The 21490-nt window shown below is 72.4% G+C and carries 20 protein-coding genes and 1 pseudogene; 8 read left to right on the forward strand and 13 right to left on the reverse strand.

What is annotated here, in order from left to right:
• Positions 1 to 103: 103 nt before the first annotated feature.
• Entirely contained in the window at positions 104 to 1210 is a 1107-nt protein-coding gene (locus SSNG_RS19640; RefSeq protein WP_042801415.1) for a citrate synthase 2, read from the reverse strand.
• Positions 1211 to 1448: 238 nt separating this feature from the next.
• On the opposite strand from SSNG_RS19640, the gene pdxH reads away from it, so the two are divergent.
• Together pdxH and SSNG_RS19650 are read left to right on the forward strand one after the other, a co-directional pair.
• Positions 1449 to 2072, forward strand: coding sequence for a pyridoxamine 5'-phosphate oxidase (pdxH, locus tag SSNG_RS19645; protein ID WP_042803763.1), 624 nt, complete (start codon positions 1449 to 1451; stop codon positions 2070 to 2072).
• Between the two features lie 524 nt (positions 2073 to 2596).
• Positions 2597 to 3907, forward strand: coding sequence for a PAS domain-containing protein (locus SSNG_RS19650; protein ID WP_007265625.1), 1311 nt, complete (start codon positions 2597 to 2599; stop codon positions 3905 to 3907).
• Positions 3908 to 4109: 202 nt separating this feature from the next.
• Here SSNG_RS19650 and SSNG_RS19655 read toward each other — a convergent pair whose 3' ends face one another.
• Entirely contained in the window at positions 4110 to 4865 is a 756-nt protein-coding gene (locus SSNG_RS19655) for an SIS domain-containing protein (protein WP_007265626.1), read from the reverse strand.
• A gap of 161 nt (positions 4866 to 5026) precedes the next feature.
• On the opposite strand from SSNG_RS19655, the pseudogene SSNG_RS43010 reads away from it, so the two are divergent.
• The 3 genes and pseudogenes from SSNG_RS43010 to SSNG_RS19670 all read left to right on the forward strand — a co-directional run.
• Positions 5027 to 5494: pseudogene (locus SSNG_RS43010) on the forward strand (transposase); the annotation flags it as partial.
• A 276-nt stretch (positions 5495 to 5770) separates the two neighbouring features.
• Positions 5771 to 6463 (forward strand): metal-dependent transcriptional regulator, encoded by a 693-nt coding sequence (locus tag SSNG_RS43015; RefSeq protein ID WP_007265628.1) that lies wholly within the window; start codon positions 5771 to 5773, stop codon positions 6461 to 6463.
• A 317-nt stretch (positions 6464 to 6780) separates the two neighbouring features.
• Positions 6781 to 7647: an alpha/beta hydrolase gene (locus SSNG_RS19670; protein WP_042801419.1), complete on the forward strand. Its 867-nt coding sequence runs from the start codon at positions 6781 to 6783 to the stop codon at positions 7645 to 7647.
• A 13-nt stretch (positions 7648 to 7660) separates the two neighbouring features.
• Here the strand turns inward: SSNG_RS19670 and SSNG_RS19675 are convergent, their stop codons facing one another.
• Positions 7661 to 8593 carry an NADP-dependent oxidoreductase gene (locus SSNG_RS19675; protein WP_007265630.1) on the reverse strand — a complete coding sequence of 311 codons (933 nt, stop codon included), beginning with the start codon at positions 8591 to 8593 and terminating at the stop codon, positions 7661 to 7663.
• Between the two features lie 113 nt (positions 8594 to 8706).
• Here SSNG_RS19675 and SSNG_RS19680 point away from each other — a divergent pair, with 113 nt between their 5' ends.
• Positions 8707 to 9675, forward strand: a complete 969-nt coding sequence (locus SSNG_RS19680; RefSeq protein ID WP_007265631.1) for a helix-turn-helix domain-containing protein — start codon at positions 8707 to 8709, stop codon at positions 9673 to 9675.
• A 143-nt stretch (positions 9676 to 9818) separates the two neighbouring features.
• Complete coding sequence (locus tag SSNG_RS19685) at positions 9819 to 10457, forward strand: maleylpyruvate isomerase N-terminal domain-containing protein (RefSeq protein ID WP_007265632.1); 639 nt, start codon at positions 9819 to 9821, stop codon at positions 10455 to 10457.
• 18 nt (positions 10458 to 10475) lie between these two features.
• On the opposite strand, the gene SSNG_RS19690 is transcribed toward SSNG_RS19685, so the two are convergent.
• The 10 genes from SSNG_RS19690 to SSNG_RS19735 all read right to left on the reverse strand — a co-directional run bounded on the left by SSNG_RS19690 (position 10476) and on the right by SSNG_RS19735 (position 19381).
• Entirely contained in the window at positions 10476 to 11558 is a 1083-nt protein-coding gene (locus tag SSNG_RS19690; RefSeq protein WP_050779674.1) for a hypothetical protein, read from the reverse strand.
• A gap of 35 nt (positions 11559 to 11593) precedes the next feature.
• Positions 11594 to 12025, reverse strand: coding sequence for a hypothetical protein (locus tag SSNG_RS19695; protein ID WP_007265634.1), 432 nt, complete (start codon positions 12023 to 12025; stop codon positions 11594 to 11596).
• Complete coding sequence (locus SSNG_RS19700; RefSeq protein WP_042801420.1) at positions 12026 to 12403, reverse strand: hypothetical protein; 378 nt, start codon at positions 12401 to 12403, stop codon at positions 12026 to 12028.
• Positions 12404 to 12494: 91 nt separating this feature from the next.
• Positions 12495 to 12716, reverse strand: coding sequence for a hypothetical protein (locus SSNG_RS41225; RefSeq protein WP_206731312.1), 222 nt, complete (start codon positions 12714 to 12716; stop codon positions 12495 to 12497).
• A 345-nt stretch (positions 12717 to 13061) separates the two neighbouring features.
• Positions 13062 to 14975: a putative T7SS-secreted protein gene (locus SSNG_RS42215; protein WP_007265638.1), complete on the reverse strand. Its 1914-nt coding sequence runs from the start codon at positions 14973 to 14975 to the stop codon at positions 13062 to 13064.
• Positions 14972 to 15556 (reverse strand): hypothetical protein, encoded by a 585-nt coding sequence (locus SSNG_RS19715; RefSeq protein ID WP_007265639.1) that lies wholly within the window; start codon positions 15554 to 15556, stop codon positions 14972 to 14974. The genes SSNG_RS42215 and SSNG_RS19715 overlap by 4 nt, the downstream gene beginning before the upstream one ends.
• Positions 15553 to 15906, reverse strand: a complete 354-nt coding sequence (locus SSNG_RS19720; RefSeq protein ID WP_007265640.1) for a hypothetical protein — start codon at positions 15904 to 15906, stop codon at positions 15553 to 15555. Before SSNG_RS19720 ends, SSNG_RS19715 begins: the two co-directional genes overlap by 4 nt.
• Positions 15907 to 16097: 191 nt before the next feature.
• Complete coding sequence (locus SSNG_RS19725) at positions 16098 to 17741, reverse strand: hypothetical protein (RefSeq protein WP_007265641.1); 1644 nt, start codon at positions 17739 to 17741, stop codon at positions 16098 to 16100.
• Positions 17738 to 18574 carry an ABC transporter ATP-binding protein gene (locus tag SSNG_RS19730; RefSeq protein WP_007265642.1) on the reverse strand — a complete coding sequence of 279 codons (837 nt, stop codon included), beginning with the start codon at positions 18572 to 18574 and terminating at the stop codon, positions 17738 to 17740. Before SSNG_RS19730 ends, SSNG_RS19725 begins: the two co-directional genes overlap by 4 nt.
• 126 nt (positions 18575 to 18700) lie before the next feature.
• Positions 18701 to 19381 carry a bifunctional DNA primase/polymerase gene (locus SSNG_RS19735; protein ID WP_007265643.1) on the reverse strand — a complete coding sequence of 227 codons (681 nt, stop codon included), beginning with the start codon at positions 19379 to 19381 and terminating at the stop codon, positions 18701 to 18703.
• 220 nt (positions 19382 to 19601) lie between these two features.
• Here SSNG_RS19735 and SSNG_RS19740 point away from each other — a divergent pair, with 220 nt between their 5' ends.
• Complete coding sequence (locus SSNG_RS19740; protein ID WP_007265644.1) at positions 19602 to 20984, forward strand: hypothetical protein; 1383 nt, start codon at positions 19602 to 19604, stop codon at positions 20982 to 20984.
• The last annotated feature ends 506 nt before the right edge of the window (positions 20985 to 21490 follow it).

The raw sequence follows: 21490 nt of genomic DNA on the forward strand, positions 1-21490 counted from the left end.
ATATATATATATATATATATATATATATATATATATATATAGATATATATATATATATATATATATATATATATATATATATATATATCACGACGGGGAGGCCTCAGGCGGTGGCGGCGATGTCCGCGTAGCCCTCGATGTCACGGGGGTCCCGGCGGCCCGGGCCCACGTACCGCGCCGACGGCCGCACCAGGCGGCCCGTGCGCTTCTGCTCCAGGATGTGCGCCGACCAGCCGGCGGTGCGGGCGCAGCTGAACATGGAGGTGAACATGTGCGCCGGGACCTCCGCGAAGTCCAACATGATCGCGGCCCAGAACTCCACGTTGGTGGCGAGCACCCGGTCGGGGCGGCGGGCGTGCAGCTCCTCCAGCGCGGCCTTCTCCAGGGCGGCGGCGACCTCGTAGCGCGGGGCGTCCAGCTCCTTGGCGGTGCGGCGCAGCACGCGGGCGCGGGGGTCCTCGGCGCGGTAGACGCGGTGGCCGAAGCCCATCAGCCGCTCGCCCTTGTCGAGGGCCTTCTTCACGTAGGCCACGGCGTCGCCGGTGCGCTCGATCTCCTCGATCATGCCGAGGACGCGGGAGGGCGCGCCGCCGTGCAGCGGCCCGGACATGGCGCCCACGGCACCCGAGAGGGCGGCGGCGACGTCGGCACCCGTCGAGGCGATGACGCGCGCGGTGAAGGTGGAGGCGTTCATGCCGTGCTCGGCGGCGGAGGTCCAGTACGCGTCGACGGCCTTGACGTGCTTGGGGTCGGGCTCGCCCCGCCAGCGGATCATGAACCGCTCGACGACGGACTCGGCCTTGTCGATCTCGCGCTGCGGCACCATCGGCAGGCCCTGGCCGCGGGCGGACTGGGCGACGTACGACAGCGCCATGACGGCGGCCCGGGCGAGGTCGTCGCGGGCGGTCTGCTCGTCGATGTCGAGGAGCGGTTTCAGACCCCACACGGGGGCGAGCATGGCCAGCGCGGACTGCACGTCGACGCGGATGTCGCCGGAGTGCACCGGGATGGGGAAGGGTTCCGCGGCGGGCAGGCCGGGGTTGAACGCACCGTCGACCAGGAGGCCCCAGACGTTCCCGAAGGAGACGTGGCCGACCAGGTCTTCGATGTCCACCCCCCGGTAGCGGAGCGATCCGCCTTCCTTGTCCGGCTCGGCGATCTCCGTCTCGAACGCGACGACCCCTTCGAGTCCGGGTACGAAATCGGACATCAGGCGGCTCCTCAGGTAGTGCGAACACGCGCGGTTCCCGGCGTGATTCGCGGTCCGACGCGGTCATCCCCGTTGATGCCCGGCGCGGCCGAAGGTCATCCGTGCGGGAACCCTCGGACCGGCCCCAAGATTTTGTCCGTTCCGGTGGGCGTGCGGAAGCGTGACATACGGCACACCGGTCCCCCGCGTACTGCGGCAGGATGACCGTGTGACCGATCAGGACATTGACCCCGCCGTCATGCGCAAGCAGTACCGCTCCGAGATCGTCGAGGAGGCGGGCCTCGCCGGCGACCCGATGGCGCAGTTCGCCCTGTGGTTCGCGCAGGCGGCCGACTCGCACCTCTTCGAACCCAACGCGATGGTCGTCTCGACCGCCACCGCCGCGGGCCGGCCCAGCTCGCGGACGGTGCTGCTGAAGCAGTTCGACTCGCGGGGCTTCGTCTTCTTCACCAACTACGGCTCCCGCAAGGTGCGGGAGATCGACGAGAACCCGTACGTCTCGCTGCTGTTCCCGTGGCACCCGATCGCCCGGCAGGTGATCGTCACGGGCCGGGCCGAGCGGATCGGCCGGGACGAGACGGCCGCCTACTTCCGGTCGCGTCCGCACGGCTCGCAGCTGGGGGCGTGGGCGAGCGCGCAGTCCACGGTGATCGGCTCGCGGGCGGAGCTGGACCGCCGTTACGCGGAGCTGGAGGCGCGGTATCCGGAGGGGGAGCAGGTGCCGGTGCCGCCGGAGTGGGGCGGGCTGCGGGTGCTGCCGGACGCGCTGGAGTTCTGGCAGGGGCACGAGAACCGGCTGCACGACCGGCTGCGGTACGTGCTGGAGGGGGACAAGTGGCGCGTCGAGCGGCTCTGCCCGTGACGGGGTCGCGGTAGGGGTGCCGCGGTCGCGGGGCCGGGCGGTGCCGGCGGCTACCGCCGAGGTTCCGTCCTGCGGCTGTCGGGGTCCGGCGGTTGTCGGGGTCCGGCGGTTGTCGGGGTCCTGCGGGGCCTGAACGCAGGCGACCCGCGGTCTCGGGTTCCTCTCCTGCAGTGAGAGGAGCCGGCCGGACGTGCCGGCGAGACCGCGGGTCGGGTGACTACTGGGGATTGGCGCCGGGCGGTTTCCGCCGGGCACCGCACTGGGTGCGTTGCTGACGACGGGCCCTTAGCCCGCAGCCACCTCACGCGTCCGGTTTCCGTACATTTCGGGAACCACCTCCCTTCTCGTGTACGGCAGAGCCTAGATCGGTGTCCGGGCGCCCTCAAGCGATTTAAAGCACGGGTTTCCGGGCGGACATTCCGGGAGGTTTCCGTGAGGATTCCGGGAAGCGGGTGTGGCCTGGGTCACGTTCCAGTTCAATGATCTGACGTGCCGCACACGCGAACACCTGCAGGGGGTGCCAGGTGAGTGCTTCCGGACGTAGTGACACCGCCGACGATCTGCTCGCAGCGCTGCTCGACGGGATGGACGCCGCCCTGTGCGCGTTCGACTCCGACGGCGTGATCACCCACTGGAACCGCGAGGCCGAGCGGATCCTCGGCTGGAGCGCCGCCGAGGCGGTGGGACGGCGCGGGTTCGCCGGCTGGGCGGTCCGGGCCGCCGACGCGGACGACGTGCACGACCGGCTGATGTCCGCGCAGGACGCGCCGGGCCGGCAGCTGCACGAGTTCGCCCTGCTGACCAAGGACGGCGGGCGGATCCTCGTACGGACCCAGTCCGCCGGGGTGCCCGGCGCCGACGGGAAGCCCGCCGGGGTCTACTGCGCCTTCAGCGAGGTCCACGCCCAGATCGACCTGGAACGCTCCATCGCCCTCAGCGAGGCGCTGATGGACGACGCCTCCTGGGGGGTCGTCCTCGTCGACGTGGACCTGCGCCCGGCGGTGGTCAACGCGCACGCCGCCCGCGCCTTCGGAGCCGGGCGCAGCGCGCTCCTCGGGCGGCCGCTCGGGGACCTGCTGGAGCAGGGCGTCGAGGAGCTGGAGGGCGCGCTCCAGCACGTACTGGCCGAGGGGTCGCCGCCGGCGCCGCTGGAGCTGTGGGTGTCGGTGCGGACCCCGGAGGGGGTGCGGCGGCGGTGCTGGCGGTGCGGGTTCCTGCGGCTGGGCTCGCCGCTCGCGGAGGAGCCGGTACCGCTGGGGGTGGGCTGGCTGTTCCAGGACGTCACCGAGGCCCGGCAGGCCGAGCTGGACACCGGGCAGCTGCGGTTCCGGGCCAACCAGCTGTACCGGGCGGGGCGGGCCGCCGCCGAGTGCGAGGACCCGGCGGAGGCGGCCGCCGTACGGCTGGACTTCGCGCTGGCCGGCTTCGCGGAGCACGCGCTGCTCGACGTGCTGGAGCCGGGTGCGGGCGGGCGCCTGGTCCGCTCGGCGGTGTCCCCGTCGGGGCTGGCGCCGCTGCTGCCCGGGCCGGGGGCGATCCCGGTGCGGTACGAGGCCGCGCACCCGGCGCTCCAGGCCCTGGACCGGATCGGCCCGGTCCGGGCCAGCGCCCCGGCCGGCGGGGCGGCCGACGCGTGGGCCCGCTCCCGCCAGTGGCCCCCGGGCGCGACGCACGCGCTGTGCGCGGTCCTCCGCAGCCGCGGCCGCACCCTGGGCGCGCTGACGTTCCTCCGCGGCCCGTCCCGCCCGGCGTTCGACCGCACGGACGCCCTGTACGCGGAGGAGGTCGCGGCCCGCGTGGCCGCCGACCTGGCCCTGGCTGCCCACCCCGCCTGACCCCGACCGGGACCATGGACAGCCCCGCCGGCGCCGGCACCTCCAGCCCCGCCGGCGTTTGAGGCGCGGGGGTCCGGGGGGCGGAGCCCCCAGAAGGGGTCCGGGCGCAGCCCGGGGAACGGGCGAAGGGCGGGTAGGGGACCTGGCCCCGCGCAGCGGCACCCCCCCGGCCCGCCCCGCCCCGGCCCCGCCAGGGCATCGCCTAGTGCCGGAAGAAGATCCGGTCCCCGTACTCCTGCATGACGCGCCCGTTCCACTCGTGCCCGCCGTCCACGTTCCCCGACCTCAGCAGCGGCGGCTCCACCCCCCGCGCCACCAGTTCCCCGGCGGCGGCCGCCATCACCGCCTGCATGATCGCGCTCGTCACCACCGTCGACGCGGGAGCGAACGGCGCGTCGATGCCGTCCAACGACAGCTCGGCGTCACCGACCGCGATCTTGCTGTCGAGCACGATGTCGCAGTGGTCCTTCAGGAAGGTGCCCGAGACGTGCCGTGACTTCGTCCCCGTCGCGTACGCCACCGACGTCACGCCGATCACCTTCAGCCCGATCGCGCGCGCGTTCATCGCCATCTCGACCGGCAGGGCGTTGCGCCCGGAGAGCGAGATGATGACGAGGACGTCCCCCGCCGAGGCGGGGCTGCTGTCCAGGACCGCCCCGGCGAGCCCGTCGACGCGTTCCAGCGCGCTGCCCAGCGTCGCCGGCATGACGTCGACGCCCGCCGTGCCGGGGACGGCGAGGAAGTTCATCAGCGCGAGCCCGCCGGCCCGGTAGACCACGTCCTGCGCGGGGAGCGAGGAGTGCCCCGCGCCGAAGGCGAAGAGCCGGTTGCCGGAGGCGACGGCCTCGGCGATCACGGTCCCGGCCTCGTTGATCCGGGGGCCCTCCTCGTCGCGCACCCGCTCCAGCAGGCCGATGGCGGCGTCGAAGAACTGCCCGGCCAGCTTGCTCTCGCTCATCTCGATCCCTTTGCATGGAAAACCCGGGTGGCCGGGTGAGGATACGCATCCCTGGCGCGGAGCCGCACAGCGGCGGGGTACCGCTGCGTGATGCTGTGACTTCGGCTTGTGCTGAGATCCGGACTGTCCGTAGCGTCCGGGGCGTGGGGGCTGACCTTTCGGTGCAGCGGGCGTTCGAGTACCGCTTCTGTCCAACGGACGCGCAGGACACTGCGCTGTCGCGGACGTTCGGGTGTGTGCGGAAGGTCTACGACCTGGTTCTGGCCGCCCGTAGCGGGGCGTGGTCCGCGAACGGGGCCGAGGTGTCCTGCGTCCCGCTCCAGCAGGCGCTGAGGCATCTGCAGGCCGCCTTCACCGCGTTCTGGGGGAAGCGGTCGAAGTACCCCCGGTTCAAGTCCGAGCGGAAGTCCCGGGCATCGGCCGAGTACACGCGCAGCGCGTTCCGGTACGCCGACGGCCGGCTCACGCTGGCGAAGACGGCCGGACCGTTGGGCATGGTGTGGTCGCGTCCGCTGCCTGCGGACGTGGTGCCGTCGACGCTCACGGTCTCCCGGGACAGTGCCGGAAGCTGGTTCGTTTCGCTGCTGTGCGAGGACGCCCACGAGCCGCTGCCGGCCACCGCGAACGCCGCCGTGAACCTTCTGGCCATCGGGCTGGCGGTGTCCGCCCGTGGAGCGGCTGTAAGACCTCAACGGGAGTCCTCCTCTCGTCCGCCGTGGTCCGCCGCTCACCGTGCGGTCTGGACCAAGGGCGTGTCAATACGGCCGTCAATGCGGGCGTGGGCGGGCTGCGGCCCGATGTCCCGTACATGCCTTGACGTTCGAGGGTGCTCGACGCGGGACGGTTGTCGGCCCGATGCGTCAGAATTGGGGACAGGGCCAGCGCACGCAATCCGAGGGGCACGAATGTCCGGACTGATCGACACCACGGAGATGTATCTCCGCACCATCCTGGAGCTGGAAGAGGAAGGTGTGGTCCCCATGCGCGCCCGGATCGCCGAGCGGCTGGACCAGAGCGGCCCGACGGTGAGCCAGACGGTGGCGCGCATGGAGCGTGACGGGCTGGTCGCGGTGGCCAGCGACCGGCACCTGGAGCTGACGGACGAGGGCCGCAAGCTCGCGACGCGCGTGATGCGCAAGCACCGCCTCGCGGAGTGTCTCCTCGTCGACGTCATCGGTCTGGAGTGGGAGCAGGTGCACGCGGAGGCCTGTCGCTGGGAGCACGTGATGAGCGAGGCGGTGGAGCGGCGGGTGCTGGAGCTGCTGCGCCACCCGACCGAGTCCCCGTACGGGAACCCGATCCCGGGCCTGGAGGAGCTGGGGGAGAAGGCCGAGGCGGACCCGTTCCTGGAGGACGGCATGCTGAGCCTGTCCGAGCTGGACCCGGGCACCGAGGGCAAGACGGTGGTCGTGCGCCGGATCGGCGAGCCGATCCAGACCGACGCCCAGCTGATGTACACGTTGCGCCGGGCGGGCGTGCAGCCCGGTTCCGTCGTGAGCGTGACGGAGTCCCCGGGCGGGGTGCTGGTCGGCAGTGGCGGCGAGGCCGCGGAGCTGGACGCGGAGATCGCCTCTCACGTGTTCGTCGCCAAGCGCTGAAGCGGTCAGGCTGACGTCCCGAGGGTGTTGACGGCCGGCGGCCAGTGGCCGCCGGCCGGCCGGAAGCAAGGCGGTCCCGGCGCCTTCCGGCGCCGGGACCGATCCTCCCCTTGCTGACCTGGAGCCCCGAGCTCTCAAGGTCATCCCCTTCGGACCGTCTTCCCCGAGCGGCCCGCCTCCCTGCTGAAAGGATCTCCATCGGCAGCGGCGGTCAATCCTTGAGCAAGGTCACTCGAAAGAGCGGTGTTGTCGGCGAGACGCCCGTTTTCGAATGCGGGTTCGATAGTCTGGCCGGGAGCGAAGGGGGTGCATCTCCGGTGGTACAGCGCATCGATGTCACAGGTGCCGACGGCGTACGCCTGGCCGCCTGGGAGTTCCGGGACCCGCCCGCCGAGCCCCGGAAACCGGCGGTCCTGTTACTCCACGGTCTGATGGGCCGCGCCCTCCACTGGGCCGGCACCGCGCGCTGGCTGGGCGAGCACCGCCGGGTCATCGCCCTCGACCAGCGGGGCCACGGCCACAGCGGCCACCCCGCCCCCGGCCCCGACCGGCCCGCGCGCCTGGGCCGCGAGGCCTTCGTCGCCGACGCCGAGGCCGTCATCGAACAGCTCGGGCTCGGCCCCGTCATCCTCATCGGCCACTCCATGGGCGCCCTCACCGGCTGGCAGCTCGCCGCCCGGCGCCCCGACCTGGTCCAGGCCCTGGTCATCTGCGACATGCGGGCCTCCGCGCTGGGCGAGGCCTCGCAGCAGGAGTGGCAGGAGTGGTTCCGCCGCTGGCCGCTGCCCTTCCCCACGCAGGACGCCGCCCGCCGCTGGTTCGGCGAGGACGACCCCCGGGTCGAGCGCCCCGACCCCGGCCGCGGCGCCTTCTTCGCCGAGGTGATGCACCGGGCGCCGGACGGCTGGCGCCCGCTCTTCTCCCGCAGCCAGATGCTGACCGTCCGCGAGACCTGGGTGCACGACGCGCACTGGGAGGAGCTGGCCCAGGTCCGCTGCCCCACCCTCGTCGTCCGCGGCCTGGACGGCGAGCTGGGCCGCGCCGAGGCCCAGGAGATGGTCCGCGTCCTCCCGGCCGGCCAGTACGCCGAGATCCCGGACGCCGGCCACTACGTCCACTACGACCAGCCGGCCGCGCTGCGCGCCGCCCTGGAGCCCTTCCTGGAAGGGGTCGCCGTGTCGTAGCGATCAGCAGTCGTCAGTCCCCGACCGTGAGGACGATCTTGCCGCGCGTCCGGCGGCCGTCGCTCAGCTCGTGCGCCTTGCCGGCCAGCTCCAGCGGCAGCACCTCGGCGACCTCCGGCCGCAGCCGCCCCGCCTCCACCAGCGCGGCGATCTCCCGCATCCCCGCCTGGTCCGCCTCCACGGCCATGAAGACGGCGCGCACCCCCAGCGGGCGCGCCGCCTCCGCCAGTCGGGCCTCGGCCGGGGAGGCCAGGGACACCACGATCCCGCCGGGGCGCAGGACGCGCAGCGAGCGCGGCCCGTACTCCCCGCCGACGGCGTCGACCACGACGTCGACGGGCTCGACGGCGCTCTCGAAGTCGACGGCCGTGTAGTCGACGAGCTCGTCGGCACCGAGCCCGCGCAGGAACTCGTGGTGGGTGGCGCGGGCGGTGCCGATCACGTACGCGCCGCGCGCCTTGGCGATCTGCACGGCGAGGTGCCCGACCCCGCCCGCCGCGGCGTGGACCAGCACCCGCTGCCCGGCGCGCACGCCGGCGGTGTCCACGAGCGCCTGCCAGGCGGTGAGCGCGGCCAGCGGCAGCGCGGCGGCCTGTACGTGGCTCAGCGCGGCGGGCTTGCGGACCAGGTGCCGGGCGGGGGAGGTGACGTACTCCGCGTACGTGCCCGCCGGGACGGGATGGCGCGGCATGCCGAACACCTCGTCGCCCGGGGCGAGGGTGGTGACCCCGATCCCGACCGCCTCCACGACCCCGGACACGTCCCAGCCGAGCCGTACCGGCACCCCGGCCAGCCCGCCGGTGGCCCGGTGCCACGAGTCCGTCGGGTTCACCCCGGCCGCGTGGACCCGTACGAGCACCTCGGCCGGCCCCGGCTCCGGCCGCTCCACCTCGACGATCCCGAGCACCTCGGGCCCGCCGAACCCGTCCTGAGCCACTGCGCGCATGCTGCCGTCCCCGTTCTCCCCAGGGCCCCGTCGGCCCTTCCGGAGATCAAGGTTTCCGCACTCCGCCCGCCCGAACGAGTGGCAAGAATGTCACCATCTGAAAGAATCTTGCCATGGTGCACCGTGTCGCAGTCCTGGCCCTGGAGGGCGTCTACCCCTTCGAACTGACCATCCCGGTACGCATCTTCGGCACGGCCGAAGGCCCCGGCGGTGAACCCCTCTACGAGGTCGTCACCTGCACCCTCACCGGCGCCCCGGTGACCACGAGCGCCGACTTCACCATCACCGTCTCCCACGGCGCCGAAGCCCTGCGCACCGCCGACACCCTGGTCATCCCGCCCTTCACCTGCGGCGTCGAAGGGACCCGCGACTGGCTGCCCGCCGAACTGGCCGCCGCCCTCGCCCTCCTCCCGCCCCACGCCCGCATCGTCTCGATCTGCACGGCCTCGTACGTACTCGCCGCCGCGGGCCTCCTCGACGGCCGGCGCGCCACCACGCACTGGAACGAGGCGCGGAACTTCCAGCAGGCCTTCCCCGAGGTCGAGGTCGACGAGAACGTCCTCTTCGTCGACGACGGCCGGGTCCTCACGGCGGCCGGCGTCGCCGCCGGGATCGACCTGTGCCTGCACCTCGTGCGCCGCGACCACGGCAGCGAGGTCGCCAACCGGGTGGCCCGGCTGTGCGTGGTCCCGCCGTGGCGGGAGGGCGGCCAGGCCCAGTACATCGAACGCCCCATGCCGGAACCGGAAGCCGCCACCACCGCCGCGACCCGCGCCTGGGCCCTGCGCCACCTGGACGAGCCGCTGTCCCTGGCGCGGCTGGCGGAGCACGCCCGCATGAGCGTGCGCACCTTCTGCCGCCGCTTCGTGGAGGAAGTCGGCACGCCCCCGGGCCAGTGGCTGGCCCAACGCCGCGTCGACCACGCCCGCCGCCTCCTGGAAACCACCGCCCTCCCGGTGGACCAGGTCGCCGCCCAGGCGGGCTTCGGCACCTCGGCATCCCTCCGCCAACACCTGTCGGCCACCCTGGGCGTCTCCCCGACGGCCTACCGCCAGTCCTTCAGAGCCGCCGCCACGCCCTGACGCCCGTCACCTTGCGGGCCAGGCCTGCACTGCCGAGGGCGCGTATCGAGTCGTGATCAATCGGCGGGATTTTGTGTCCGGAATGCTTCTCCTGTTCGCGATGTTGGCCGGTGAAGCGAACGTCGACGGCAGGGGGATGAGAAGTGACACAGGCCAGGGAGCTCTATCTGAGCGTGGCGGAATCAGCGGGAAGGCTGCTGGCGGAGCCGGCGGTCGCCGACGGCTGGCACCAGCCCTCCGCGCTGGCGAAGCTCAGCGTCCGTGGGCTGGCGGGCCACCTGGCCGGGCAGGTCTTCTTCATTCCCGCAGTGCTGGCTGAGCCAGAACCCTCCGAGCCCGCCATCTCGATCCACGAGTACTACGGGCGGGTGAGTTGGATCGGCTCGGACGTGGACACGCCGTTCAATCAGGGCATCCGATCCGGCGGGGAGGACGAGGCTGCCGATGGTCCCGCCGCACTGGCCGCGCGGGTCGCCACGTGCGTCGACGAGCTCCGCGGCACCTTGCCGGCCGCGCCGGACCGACGCGTCCGCCGCCCGACCTGGGGACCGTGGTCGATCAGTCTCGACGACTTCGTCACCAGCCGGACCCTGGAGCTCATCGTCCACTCCGACGACCTCGCGCACAGTGTCGGGCTCCCAACGCCGGAGTTCCCGGCGCCGGCCGTCGAGACGGTCGTGGACCTGCTGTCGCGGATCGCCCTGCGACGCCACGGAGCGACTGATGTGCTGCGCGCACTGAGCCGCGCCGAACGCGCACCGGCCTCCATCTCGGCTCTCTAGGCAGGCATCGGTCAGTGATCAGGCAGGCGAATCCGGCAGATCGGTCACGACTCGATACGTGCCCCGGAGGGTGTCCGCGCTCCAGCGGTCGAGGGTGCCGGCCCTGCCGTCGTAGGTCAGCCAGGTGCCGTCGCCGAGGGGGCGTACGCATCCGGTGGCGGGCCGGTCGGGGTAGGTGACCCGCCCGCGGACCTCCAGGGAGCGGGCGTCCAGCAGCCAGTGGCCGGCGCCGTCCGGGTCCTCGGAGCTGTCGACCGTCGAGGCGATGACGGTGCCGGCGTCGACGAAGCCGCAGCCGTAGTCCCAGCCCTCCTCCGCCCCCGGTACGGCGGTGGCGAGCGCGTCGCCGTCCAGGGCGTGCAGGCGCAGGTCCGCGCCGTAGTGCTCGACGGTGAGGTAGCCCCGGTGGCCGGGGTGGACGTCCGCCAGGATCCGGTCCGCGGTCTCGTTGAGGTCCCAGGCGGTGAGCCGCTCGCCGTCCCAGCGCGCCCAGTGCAGCAGGATGCCGTCCTGGCCCATGCCGATGGACAGCCCCATGTGGATCCCGTCCGGGTGCGAGAGGTGGTGCGAGCCGGCGGTGGCACTGTCCAGCGGCAGCCGCGCCAACTCCCGCCCGTCGGCGGCGTCCAGCACCACCCAGTACTCCAGGCAGTCGTCCCCGATGACGTGCGCCCAGACGACCCTCCCGTCGTCCGACACCCGGCACGACCCGTGCTCCAGCCCCCGGCACACCTCCTGCTCGTCCCCCGAGTGCGGATGCCCCAGCTCGGGCCCCCAACACCCGTGCCGGTACTCCCAGACCGTCTCCCCGCCCACCCCGACGGCCCGCACGGCCCGCTGCCCCGAGAACACGGCGAACGCCCCGTCGGGACTCACGGAATGCACCCCGTGCTCCCACCCCGCCCAGGGCACCCCGAACACGGCGACGGCCCCCGCCTCCCCGGCGAACAGCCGGTCGAGGTCCCAGACCTCCAGCCGCCCCCCACCCCGGAGCAGAGCCCGCCGGGCCCCGCCAGACCGCCCCTCGAAGGCGAAGCCGTTGACCAGCGATTCCCCACCCGGCAGCCGTACCGAGTCGCGCAGTTGTGCGGTGATCGACATACCCCGAAGCTAACGTCCCCCACTGACAGAGGGGGCTACGGCAGCTCCAGCCCGACGACCCAGTGCTCGTACTCCTCGGCGGTGATCCCGCAGATCCGGTGCCCGTCCCGGGACCGGGCGATGAACTCGATCCGCCCTTGGTCGTCGACGAGACGGGCGACATCGGCACTGCCGCCCAGGCGCACGCGCACCCACCCCACCTCCGAACTGCCGGTGGCAACCGCAGTGACGAGGAAGCCCCCCTCGTCATCGACGACATCCCCTTGACGGGCGTGCGCGACCCACAACCGATGCACCCCTCCGCGATCCGCCCCCAGAGGAACCACCGCCTGGGGCTCGACGTCGATCCCCGCCATGGCCCGCCAGGCGGCCTCGACGGACGGACCGGGCTCGTTGCCCTGGACCGCGACCACCTCAAGGCCGCTGTGCCTGATGAGTTCAAGAAGACCATCCTTGCCGGTTCGCATTCAGGCGGTCATCTCCCCGAGTAGGCCGGGGTTCGGGGAAGCCGCCGCGAGCCGGCGCAGGATCAGCTCCATGTCCTGTGCTGCGGCGAGGCAGTACTCCTGGTCCTCCCTGACCGTCGCCTGCGCATGGCTGAAGTTGCCTCCGTTCCTTCGCGTCTCTTCCGTGAGCCGGGTGGGGAGGATGAGCCAGTTCCGAGCGGCCTTGAACACCCAATCGACGTGGCGAGGGGCTTCCCGTGCCGCGGCTTCGAAGACGGGCATGAACTCGTCGCGGGGGTCCGCGAACCTCCACCCCAGGTGGGCGATCTGGAGGTACCCGAACCTGGGGTGCCGCTCAAGCGGGTGCCGGAACCAGAAGAGCGGCGCGTAGCTGTTCAATATCGCCTTGGCGCGCAGAACGCGATCGGTGCGGAGCCCCTCCGGGTCGGAGCTCGGTGGTGTGGTCAGGGGGTACTCCAGCTGCTCTCGGTCATTCGTGCAGGATGTCGTGGACGTACTCGGACAGGTCTGCCGGGAGCGGACGCCCTTCGAGCTCCTTCAGGTACGACACGGAGTCCTCGTCCGCGAGCGCGCCCAGCGCAAGGACGGCGTTGAGCTGGGCCTCTAGCGCGGTGGCGTCGGACTCGGAGCAGGCCGCGACGGCCAGGACGCTTGCCAAGACCCGCCCGTCGGCCTGTGAATAGCTTCCCACCCAGTCCGTCACCTGATCGGCAGTCAGGGCTCGCTGATGCGGGGCTTCGGAAAGCAAGCCGCGAAGGATGCTGAGGAGTTGCCCGGTTGGTACGTTCATGCTGGGCCCGTCCTTTTCAGTAAGGGAGAGGGTGATTACTTGGCCATGGAATATGCGTGGCGTTGGCTGCGTCGGGATCGTAGTGCGGGCTCCTTTCGTTGTGGACGTTCCGATGGTGCAGTCGACCTGCTTCGTCTTGGTATTTGCCGCCTATCGAGAGGCGATAAGAGTCGCCGGTCGCTGCATGGGATCCGGCAGGGGCGGTTCCGTCGATATCGTGAATTCGCAGGCGAGCTGAATTGCCGGTTACGGCGTCAGTCCAGTGGTATTCCACCCCTCTCTGTGAACCGCCGGTCTGGCTAGGTGTGAGTATTCGCTTTTTGGCATCGTCAGGCACAATATCGGCTCGTCGTAGCCGAAGCGGAGCGGGCGGCCGGAGGAGTTGGTGACCGCCGTGAGGTGGCCGTCCGTGTAGGCGTACCGGAGGATCTGCGGGCCGTCGGCCAGGGAAAGGGCCGTGATGCGGCCGTCCGCCGACGTGAGGCGGAGTTCGTATCCACCGCTGTGGACGAGAGAGGCAGGGGCGCCGGACTCGTCGTAGTCGAAGGTGATCCAGGCGCCCGACCGGTCTTCGAGCTGGAGGAGGCGGCCGTCCTCGGAGAAGTGGCGGACGTGTCCGGTCTCGGGGTCCGTGACCGTGTACCCGCCGTCCGCGTCGAGGCGCAGCGGCCAGCGCTGCCCGTGGGAGGGGAGTACGGGGACGCCCGGCTCGGGGTGCGGGTAGGCGAGCAGGCTGCCGTCCTCGCGGACGAGGAGCAGCCCCTCGTCGTCGCGTTCCAGGCGCTGGTCGACGGTCGACGCCCACGACGGGCCGAACCAGCGGCCCGCCCGGTACGAGGACTCGAAGGTCCGGGTGAAGACGAGGGGGAGCGTGCCCGGGAGGACGACGTCGGTCTGCGGCAGGACCATGCGTCCCGTCGCCACGTCCACCGGGTCCTCGCGGCACACCTTCTGCTCCTGGGAGCGGGCGGAGGCCTCCGGCTGCGCCTGCTGGGCGGCGCGGGCCTCCTTGGCGGCCGCGCTCCCTGCCGCCTCCTCCGCCACCCGCGCCCCGGCACGGGCCCCCTTGGCCGCACCGCCGAAGCCCTCCGTGCCCAGCAGCTCCGGCAGGAGCCGGCCGGTGCCCTCGGCGAAGTCGGTCCGGAAGGGCTCGACGAAGGCATTGGCGATGCGGTCGGGGTGGGCGGGGGCCGAGACCAGACCGGCCAGGGTCATGCCGAGGTTCTGCTGGTACTCGGCGGGGTGGGTCAGGTTGTAGCTGTCGAACGGGGACACGCTGCGGGCGAAGTTGAGCATCCCGGCGGTGCCCTTGACGACGCCTCCGCCGAAGTGGGAGAGCTCCACGGACGCGGCCGCGGCGTGGTCGGTGACCGCGGCCATGGCCTTCTCGTGCGGCGAGGGTTTGGCCGGGGCGTGCTGCATCGCGGCCGAGAGGGCGGATCCCGCGCTGCCGGCTTCGTCGCGCTGGCGGCGGGCCTCCGTGAGGATCTCCTGGGCGGCCTTGGCCTCCGCGGCTCCGACGTTGTCCGGCCTCGCGGGCACCGGCCCCGGGTTCTTCCCCGACTTGGCGGTGGCGTTGTAGGTGTCGACGGCCTTGGTGTAGGCGTTGGCGGCGTCCTCGTGGGCCTTGAGGGCCTTCCGGTACAGCTCGACGGCCTGGGCCGCCTGCTTCTGGGCCCACTCGACCGTGTCCGCGTACCGGGTGAGCGCGTCGCCCGCCTTCTGGCAGGCCTCGGCGGCGTGCAGCCACTTGGTGGGATGCACCGCGAAAGCCTCGCGGAACGCGTCGGCCGCGACCCCCTTCCAACTGCCGGCGTCCAGTGCCTTCATGCCCTGGCCGACCTTGTCGAAGGAGGCCTGGAAGTCCTTCATGCGCGCGGCCGAGGCGCGGATGGCGGCCGGTGAGCCGTGCACGAGTTCGTTGGCCTGCTCGGTCTGGCCCAGTTGCTGTTCGGCCACGGACGCGCCGAGCCGGGAGGCGAGGCCGTCGCCGAGGTCCTCGATGTCGTCGGTCCAGCGGTCCTTGCCGGCCTTGTGGAGGATGCCGCCGATCTCGTCGGTGGCCTTGTCGATGCCTTCGCCGGCCTTCTTCTTCGCCACGGTCCAGACGGTGCCCAGCTGCCCGAGGCCCTTGTCCGCGAGGGCTTCCCAGTCGGTCACCGCTGCTCACCGCCGTCCCGGTCGCGGCTGAGCTCGGCGAGCTTCGAGGGGTCGATCTCCCGGCGCGGGGCGATGTCCTCCCAGGTCTGTGCCCAGGCCCGGTCGGTGGCGTCCTTGGACTTGATGAGCGACTCCGCGCTGAAGTCGGCGTCCCGGACGTTGGTGTAGGGGTTGGAAGCGAGGACCTCGCCCCAGTCCTTGCCCGTGACCTCCTGCTCCGACGCGTGCGGATTGCCGCCGAGGACGGCGTTGGCCATCACCTTGAAACCGCCCTGGATGTACTGGTCCTGCTCGTGGACCAGGCCTGCCGACAGGCCCACGCCCGCCGCGAACTCGTTCGCCTCCTGGACCAGCGAGCGCACGCCCCAGCCCCACCGCTCGCAGAACGCGTCCAGCATGGAGGTCACGGTCTCGTGGCCGGTCTGCATGCCCGAGAGCTTCAGTTCGGTGAACCCGCCGCCCATGCTCGCCGTTCCGGTGGAGCCGAGCTCCTTCAGCTCCGACAGGGTGTCCGTGATGCCCTTGGCGATCTGTCCCAGTGCCGCCTTCGACACATCGAGTTCGCCCTGCTCGCCGCTCATGCCGCCGCCCCGCCGTCCAGCGCGACGGAGTCGGGCACGATCCCGCGTACGGGCGGGAACACCGTGCCGTCCGGACCTGCCGCGTCCAGCGCGACCCCGCACGGGAAGTCCAGCGCCGGTATCACCTCGTCCAGCAGCCAGGCGCCGGGCACCCGCCGGAAGTCCCACGCGCGGTCGGTCTCGTCCCGGGCCTGGGCGAAGCGGGCCAGCGCCTCCTCGTCCGAGAACGCGCAGATCCAGTCCAGGCCGCCCAGCGGGGCCGTCCACAGCCCGCCCTGCTCGTCGTGCGGAACGAGCACCACCTGGCCGCGGAACTCCGCGAGCCGGTTCCGGGCGGGTGCCTCGCCCACGGCCGCCGGCCCCACTCCTCGTCGAACCCCACGCGTAACTCCCCCCACAGCCCTGGCAATCGAACGAACTTTTGCAGGGAGCGGCGGCCCGGGCAAATAGGGTTCTGCGGCGGTGTGCCGGATTCGGACAGGGGCCCGGAACGGCGGAAGGGGGCGGCGGGCCGTTGGCCCGCCGCCCCCTTCCTCAGTGGTCAGCCCTTGCTGACCGCCGTCAGGATTTCCGGGAGCTTGCGGAAGACCGTCGGGGCCGCCAGGCGGAGGCCCGCCCAGGTGGCCAGGAGGCCCCAGGCGGTGCCGATCGGGAGGGCCAGGAGGCCGAGGACGCCGGGGTCGTCCGCCAGGCTGATGTAGACGGTCAGGCCGATCACCGGGGAGCAGATCACCGCGGACGACACCATGCCGCCGACGATGCCCAGCCAGGCCAGGCCCGCCTGACCCGGGGCGACGTTCTTGAACGCGCCCTCCGTCGGGATGGAGTACGGGAAGTGCGCCGAGGCCAGCGCGCCCGTGCACAGCATCGAGCCCAGCAGGCCCAGCCCCAGGCCCAGGGCCGCCGGGAAGCCCGCCCAGTCGCCCACCAGGGCGGCGGTGGCCACCGTGACGAGGAGCGTGTACGGGACGGTGACCAGCGCCAGCGCCCCGGCACGGGCGCGCAGCTCCCCGAACGCGTCGCGCGGGGAGGAGATGGTCTGGGCGACCATCCAGAAGGCGGAGGTGTCCTGCCCGAACTGGTTGTACATCTGGACGCCGAGCATCCCCGCGCCGAAGCAGGCCAGGTACACCGAGCCGGTGCCCTGCAGGGCGTTGAAGACGGGGACGATCGCGCCGACCGCCAGCGAGGACACCCAGGCCGACTTCGTCTTCGGGTCGCGGACGGCGTAGCGCAGCGTGCGCTGCATGACCGCGCCGGTGCGCCCGCCCGGCAGGAGGGACCAGAAGCCGCCGGCGCCGCCGCGGTCCTTCTCGGGCTTCGCGGCCGCGAGGGTGGAGCCGTCGGGGGTGACCATCAGGCTGGTGAGGCTGCGCTCCCAGAACCACAGGAGGGCCGCCAGGGCCGCCAGGGTCAGGGCGAGCTGCGCGGCGGCCACGCCGTACGAGCCCCGGCTCGCGGAGTCCACCATGCCGACGGCCGTCGCCGGCGGCAGCCAGCGCACGACGGCCTCGACCGGTTCCAGGGCGGTCAGGCCGCCCTGCTTGAACAGGCTCTGGCCGGCGAAGTTGGCGAACTGGGCGCCGATCGCGATCAGCAGGCCGCTGAGCACCGCGAGGTCGCGCCCCTTGCGGCTGGACAGCAGCCGCACGTTCGCCGTGGCCACGGCGCGGGCCAGGGTCACGCAGCCCAGCAGCAGGAGCGGGGCGCCGACCACGGCGGCGGTGATGCCGGCCGCGCCGTGCGCCACCGCGGCCACCGAGCCGGCGGCGATGCACAGCGTGAACAGCGGGCCGGTGCCGATGAGCGAGGAGGCCAGCAGGGCCCGTACGAGCGGACGCGGGCGCAGCGGCAGCATCACCAGCCGGCTCGGGTCGAGTGTCTCGTCGCCGGTCGGGAAGAACAGCGGCATCACGGTCCAGCCGAGCGCGAGGATCGCGGCCAGCAGGACGACGACGGTCCCGGCGTGGACGTGGCCGTGCAGCATGGCCAGGCACAGGGTGACGAAGAGGGAGAACAGCAGCGAGATCGCAAGGCTGATGATCCACACGGCCTTGCGCTTCGACGACCCCTTGAGGCCGTTGCGCAGGAGGGAGAGCTTGAGCTGGACGAACAGTTTGGTGACGGACGGCCCGGAGGCGGCGGGGGCTCCGGTGGTGGCGGCCGTGACGGTGGTGGCGGTCATCGTGCGCCGCCGAGCCAGTCGAGGGAGTCGCCGGCGGTGTGGTCGCGGGCGCCGACGAGTTCGAGGAAGGCTTCCTGGAGGGAGGGCGCGGAGCCCCGTACGTCGGCCAGCGGGCCGGCGGCGCGGATCTGTCCGCCCGCCATGACGGCCACCCAGTCGCAGAGCGATTCGACGAGCTCCATCACGTGGGAGGAGAAGACGACGGTCGCACCGGACGCGGTGTAACGTTCCAGCACCCCGCGGATCGTCTGGGCCGACACCGGGTCCACGCCCTCGAACGGCTCGTCCAGGAAGAGGACTTCGGGGTTGTGCAGCAGCGCGGCGGCGAGGCCGATCTTCTTGCGCATGCCCGTCGAGTAGTCGACGACCAGCTTGTGCTGGGAGCCCGCGAGGTCGAGCACGTCCAGCAGCTGGGTGGCCCGCTTGTCGGTCTCCTCGCCGGACAGACCGCGCAACCGGCCCATGTAGCCGAGGAGTTCACGGCCCGAGAGGCGCTCGAACATGCGCAGGCCCTCGGGCAGGACGCCGATGCGGCTCTTGACCTCGACCGGGTCGGCCCACACGTCGTGTCCGGCGACCACCACCCGGCCCATGTCCGGGCGCAGCAGCCCGGTCACCATGGACAGGGTGGTCGTCTTCCCGGCGCCGTTCGGGCCGACGAGCCCGACGAAGCGGCCGGCCGGCAGCTCCAGGTCGATGCCCGCGACGGCCACCTGCTCGCCGAAGCGCTTCCACAGCCCCTCCACGCGTACGGCGGCCGCGGGCTGCGCGGATCGCGCGCCACCACCCGTCCCGCCGTCCGTACGGTCTGCCGCATAACCCTGGTCCGGCATGCGCCTGCCTCTCGTTCTGTTCCCCGTGGTCGTACTTTCCTCACGATAGGAGGAGGGGAGAGGCGCCAGAAGTTACGAATGTCATGAGCTCGCGGACACGTATGTCAGCCGCCCTCGGCGACGGCTCTACGCCTTGCGGCGGCCCCGGGCCGCGGCCGCCTCGCTCCCGCAGGCGTACGCGAGCGCGTCGATCAGCTCCTCGGTGTCGGGCAGCCACCGGTTGGCCGGGGTGGGCTTGCGGGCCCACTGCACCGGCCCCTTGCCGCCGAAACGGGTCGGCGGCGCGGCCACGTACTGGCCCTCGCCGCGCGTGACCAGGTCGATGGCGTGCGGCAGCCAGCCCAGCTTGCGCACCAGGTCCGGCACCTTCGCGCCGGCGCCCGGCAGGACGAAGAACAGCATCCGGTGGTCGGGGGTCAGTGCGACCGGGCCCAGGGTCCGCTCGTGGCGTTCCAGCCGGGCCAGTGCGAGGAACCCGGCGGAGTCCGGTACGTCGAGCGCGTCGAAGGTGCGGCCCGTCGGCATCAGGATGGAGGCGCCGGGGTTCTTGCCCCAGATCCGTCGCACGCCCACCGCGCTGCCCGAGGCCAGTGACTGCCAGTCCTTGACCGACGGGTGGGCGCCGGGCGCCGGGCAGTCGGCCACCCCGCAGGAGCACACCTCCCGGCCGTCGCCGGGCTCCAGCCACGTGCCGGCGAAGACGTCCCAGTGGCGTTCTTCCACGTACCGCACGGCATGGTCCAGCAGCTGATCGCCGCGCTGCTGGGGGATGGGGGCGGTCTCCGTGACTGTGATGGTCTCTTCCACGCTCGTCACAACTCCCCGGGGCACGGCGGGTTACGGGCGTAAACCAGCCGGTGGGCGCTGCATCGATCCTGCATACGGGGCGCACGGGTGCACGTGCGGGGGCGCGTGGGAGGGCGGGGCGCGGTCATTGGGTAACGACACGTCGCAGAGCGGAAGATTCTCGGCACTTCAGGCGGGAAGTGATCATTCGAACGATCACCCGCGGCCTCAGGGGGTTTTCATGGCAGCCAGGCCTCTCGTAGCGCGCCAGCCGAACGAACGGCTGCAGGCGCTCATCCAGGAAGCCGGGTGCTCCAACGCCGGGCTCGCACGGCGCGTCAACATGTGCGGGGCCGAGCACGGCCTCGATCTCCGCTACGACAAGACCTCGGTCGCCCGCTGGCTGCGCGGCCAGCAGCCGCGCGGCCGGGCCCCCGGCATCATCGCCGAGGCCCTCGGCCGCAAGCTGGGCCGGACCGTCACCATCGACGAGATCGGCATGGCCAACGGGAAGAACCTCGCCTCCGGGGTCGGCCTGCAGTTCTCCCCGACCGTCGTCGGCGCCATCGAGCAGGTCTGCGAGCTGTGGCGCAGCGACGTGGGGCGCCGCGACTTCCTCTCCGGGTCGAGCGTGGCGGCCTCCGCCCTGGTCGAGCCGAGCCGCGACTGGCTGATCACCGGAGCCGACCCTCAGGTGGCGCGCAGCGGCGGTGCGCGGGTGGGCATGCCGGACGTGGAGGCGGTACGGGCCACCACCGAGGCCCTGACCGACCTCGACCACCGCTTCGGCAGCGGGCACGTGCGGCCGGTGGTGGTGCACTACCTCAACTCCGTGGTCTCGGGGCTGATCGCGGGCTCATACCGGGAGCCGGTCGGGCGGGCCCTGTTCGCGGCGGTGGCCCGGCTCACCGAGCTGGCCGGCTACATGGCGGTGGACACCGGGCAGCCGGGTCTGGCCCAGCGCTACTACATCCAGGCCCTGCGGATGGCGCAGGCGGCGGGGGACCGCGCGTACGGGGGCTACGTCCTGGCGGCGTCGATGAGCCACCTCGCCGCCGAGCTGGGCAACCCGCGGGAGATCGCGCAGCTGGCGCGGGCCGCGCAGGAGGGCACGCGGGGGCAGGTCACGCCGCGGGTGGAGGCGATGTTCTACGCCGCCGAGGCGCGCGGGCACGCGCTGCTGGGCGACGCCCGGGCCGCGGCGGTGCTGTCGGGCCGGGCGGTGACGGCGCTGGAGCGGGCCGAGCCGGAGTCCGGCGACGACCCGGTGTGGATCCGCCACTTCGACCAGGCCTACCTGGCGGACGAGCTGGCGCACTGCCACCGGGACCTCGGGCAGGCGGACGCGGCGGGCCGGCGCGCCGAGGAGGCCCTGCGCCACCTGCCGGCGACGAAGGCGCGCCGCCGGGCGATCGGGCTGCTGCTGCTGGCGGCCTCGCAGGTGCAGCGGCGGGAGGTGGAGCAGGCCTGCCAGACGGCGACGAAGGCCGCCGAACTGCTGGGCTCGCTGCGTTCGCGCCGGGGTGCGGAGTACCTGGACGACTTCCGCGCGCGGCTGGAGCCGTACCGGGAGGAACCGGCCGTCCGGGAGTTCGGGGCGAGGCTGGAGATCCAGGCGGCCTGACGTGATCAGGGCGTCACCGGGTAGCTTGATGCGACGGTTCCGTGGGTTCGGGCCGGTCGGAGAAGGCAGAAGGAGTCCCGGTGACGGAGAACGGACAAGGGGGCGTCCCCCAGCCCGGGACGCCGCATCAGGCGCGGCCGGTGCCGGCTCCCGGCTACCCGCAGCAGCCGGGGCCGCAGCCCGGCGAGGCGTGGGGCACGCCGCCCGCGTACGGGTATCCGGCCGCGCAGGACCCGCAGGCGGCGCCGGCCGCGCAGCAGTACTCCGGGCCGTACGAGTCCGCGTACGAGCCGCCGCCGCAGCCGGGGCAGCCCGCGTACGGGTACCCGCCGCCGGCCGGCCACGTCGTCGGCCCGGGTTTCGAGGGGCCGGGGGACCCGCACGGTTACGGGCTACCCTGTCGCTGCCGGACGCGGCGACGCAGTTACATTCCCGCCGGTGCAGGCGGGTCCGGGGGCGCCGCACGAGCAGGCGACGCATTACATCCCGCCGGTGCAGGCGGCGCC

Source organism: Streptomyces sp. C (assembly GCF_000158895.1).
Taxonomy (GTDB): domain Bacteria; phylum Actinomycetota; class Actinomycetes; order Streptomycetales; family Streptomycetaceae; genus Streptomyces; species Streptomyces racemochromogenes.

Excerpts from the sequence above, each read along its gene's own strand:
- SSNG_RS19640 (WP_042801415.1), bottom strand. The coding sequence starts at position 1,210 with ATGTCCGATTTCGTACCCGGACTCGAAGGGGTCGTCGCGTTCGAGACG.
- pdxH (WP_042803763.1), top strand. The coding sequence starts at position 1,449 with ATGCGCAAGCAGTACCGCTCCGAGATCGTCGAGGAGGCGGGCCTCGCC.
- SSNG_RS19655 (WP_007265626.1), bottom strand. The coding sequence starts at position 4,865 with ATGAGCGAGAGCAAGCTGGCCGGGCAGTTCTTCGACGCCGCCATCGGC.
- SSNG_RS43015 (WP_007265628.1), top strand. The coding sequence starts at position 5,771 with ATGTCCGGACTGATCGACACCACGGAGATGTATCTCCGCACCATCCTG.
- SSNG_RS19675 (WP_007265630.1), bottom strand. The coding sequence starts at position 8,593 with ATGCGCGCAGTGGCTCAGGACGGGTTCGGCGGGCCCGAGGTGCTCGGG.
- SSNG_RS19680 (WP_007265631.1), top strand. The coding sequence starts at position 8,707 with ATGGTGCACCGTGTCGCAGTCCTGGCCCTGGAGGGCGTCTACCCCTTC.
- SSNG_RS19690 (WP_050779674.1), bottom strand. The coding sequence starts at position 11,558 with ATGTCGATCACCGCACAACTGCGCGACTCGGTACGGCTGCCGGGTGGG.
- SSNG_RS19695 (WP_007265634.1), bottom strand. The coding sequence starts at position 12,025 with ATGCGAACCGGCAAGGATGGTCTTCTTGAACTCATCAGGCACAGCGGC.
- SSNG_RS19715 (WP_007265639.1), bottom strand. The coding sequence starts at position 15,556 with ATGAGCGGCGAGCAGGGCGAACTCGATGTGTCGAAGGCGGCACTGGGA.
- SSNG_RS19725 (WP_007265641.1), bottom strand. The coding sequence starts at position 17,741 with ATGACCGCCACCACCGTCACGGCCGCCACCACCGGAGCCCCCGCCGCC.
- SSNG_RS19730 (WP_007265642.1), bottom strand. The coding sequence starts at position 18,574 with ATGCCGGACCAGGGTTATGCGGCAGACCGTACGGACGGCGGGACGGGT.
- SSNG_RS19740 (WP_007265644.1), top strand. The coding sequence starts at position 19,602 with ATGGCAGCCAGGCCTCTCGTAGCGCGCCAGCCGAACGAACGGCTGCAG.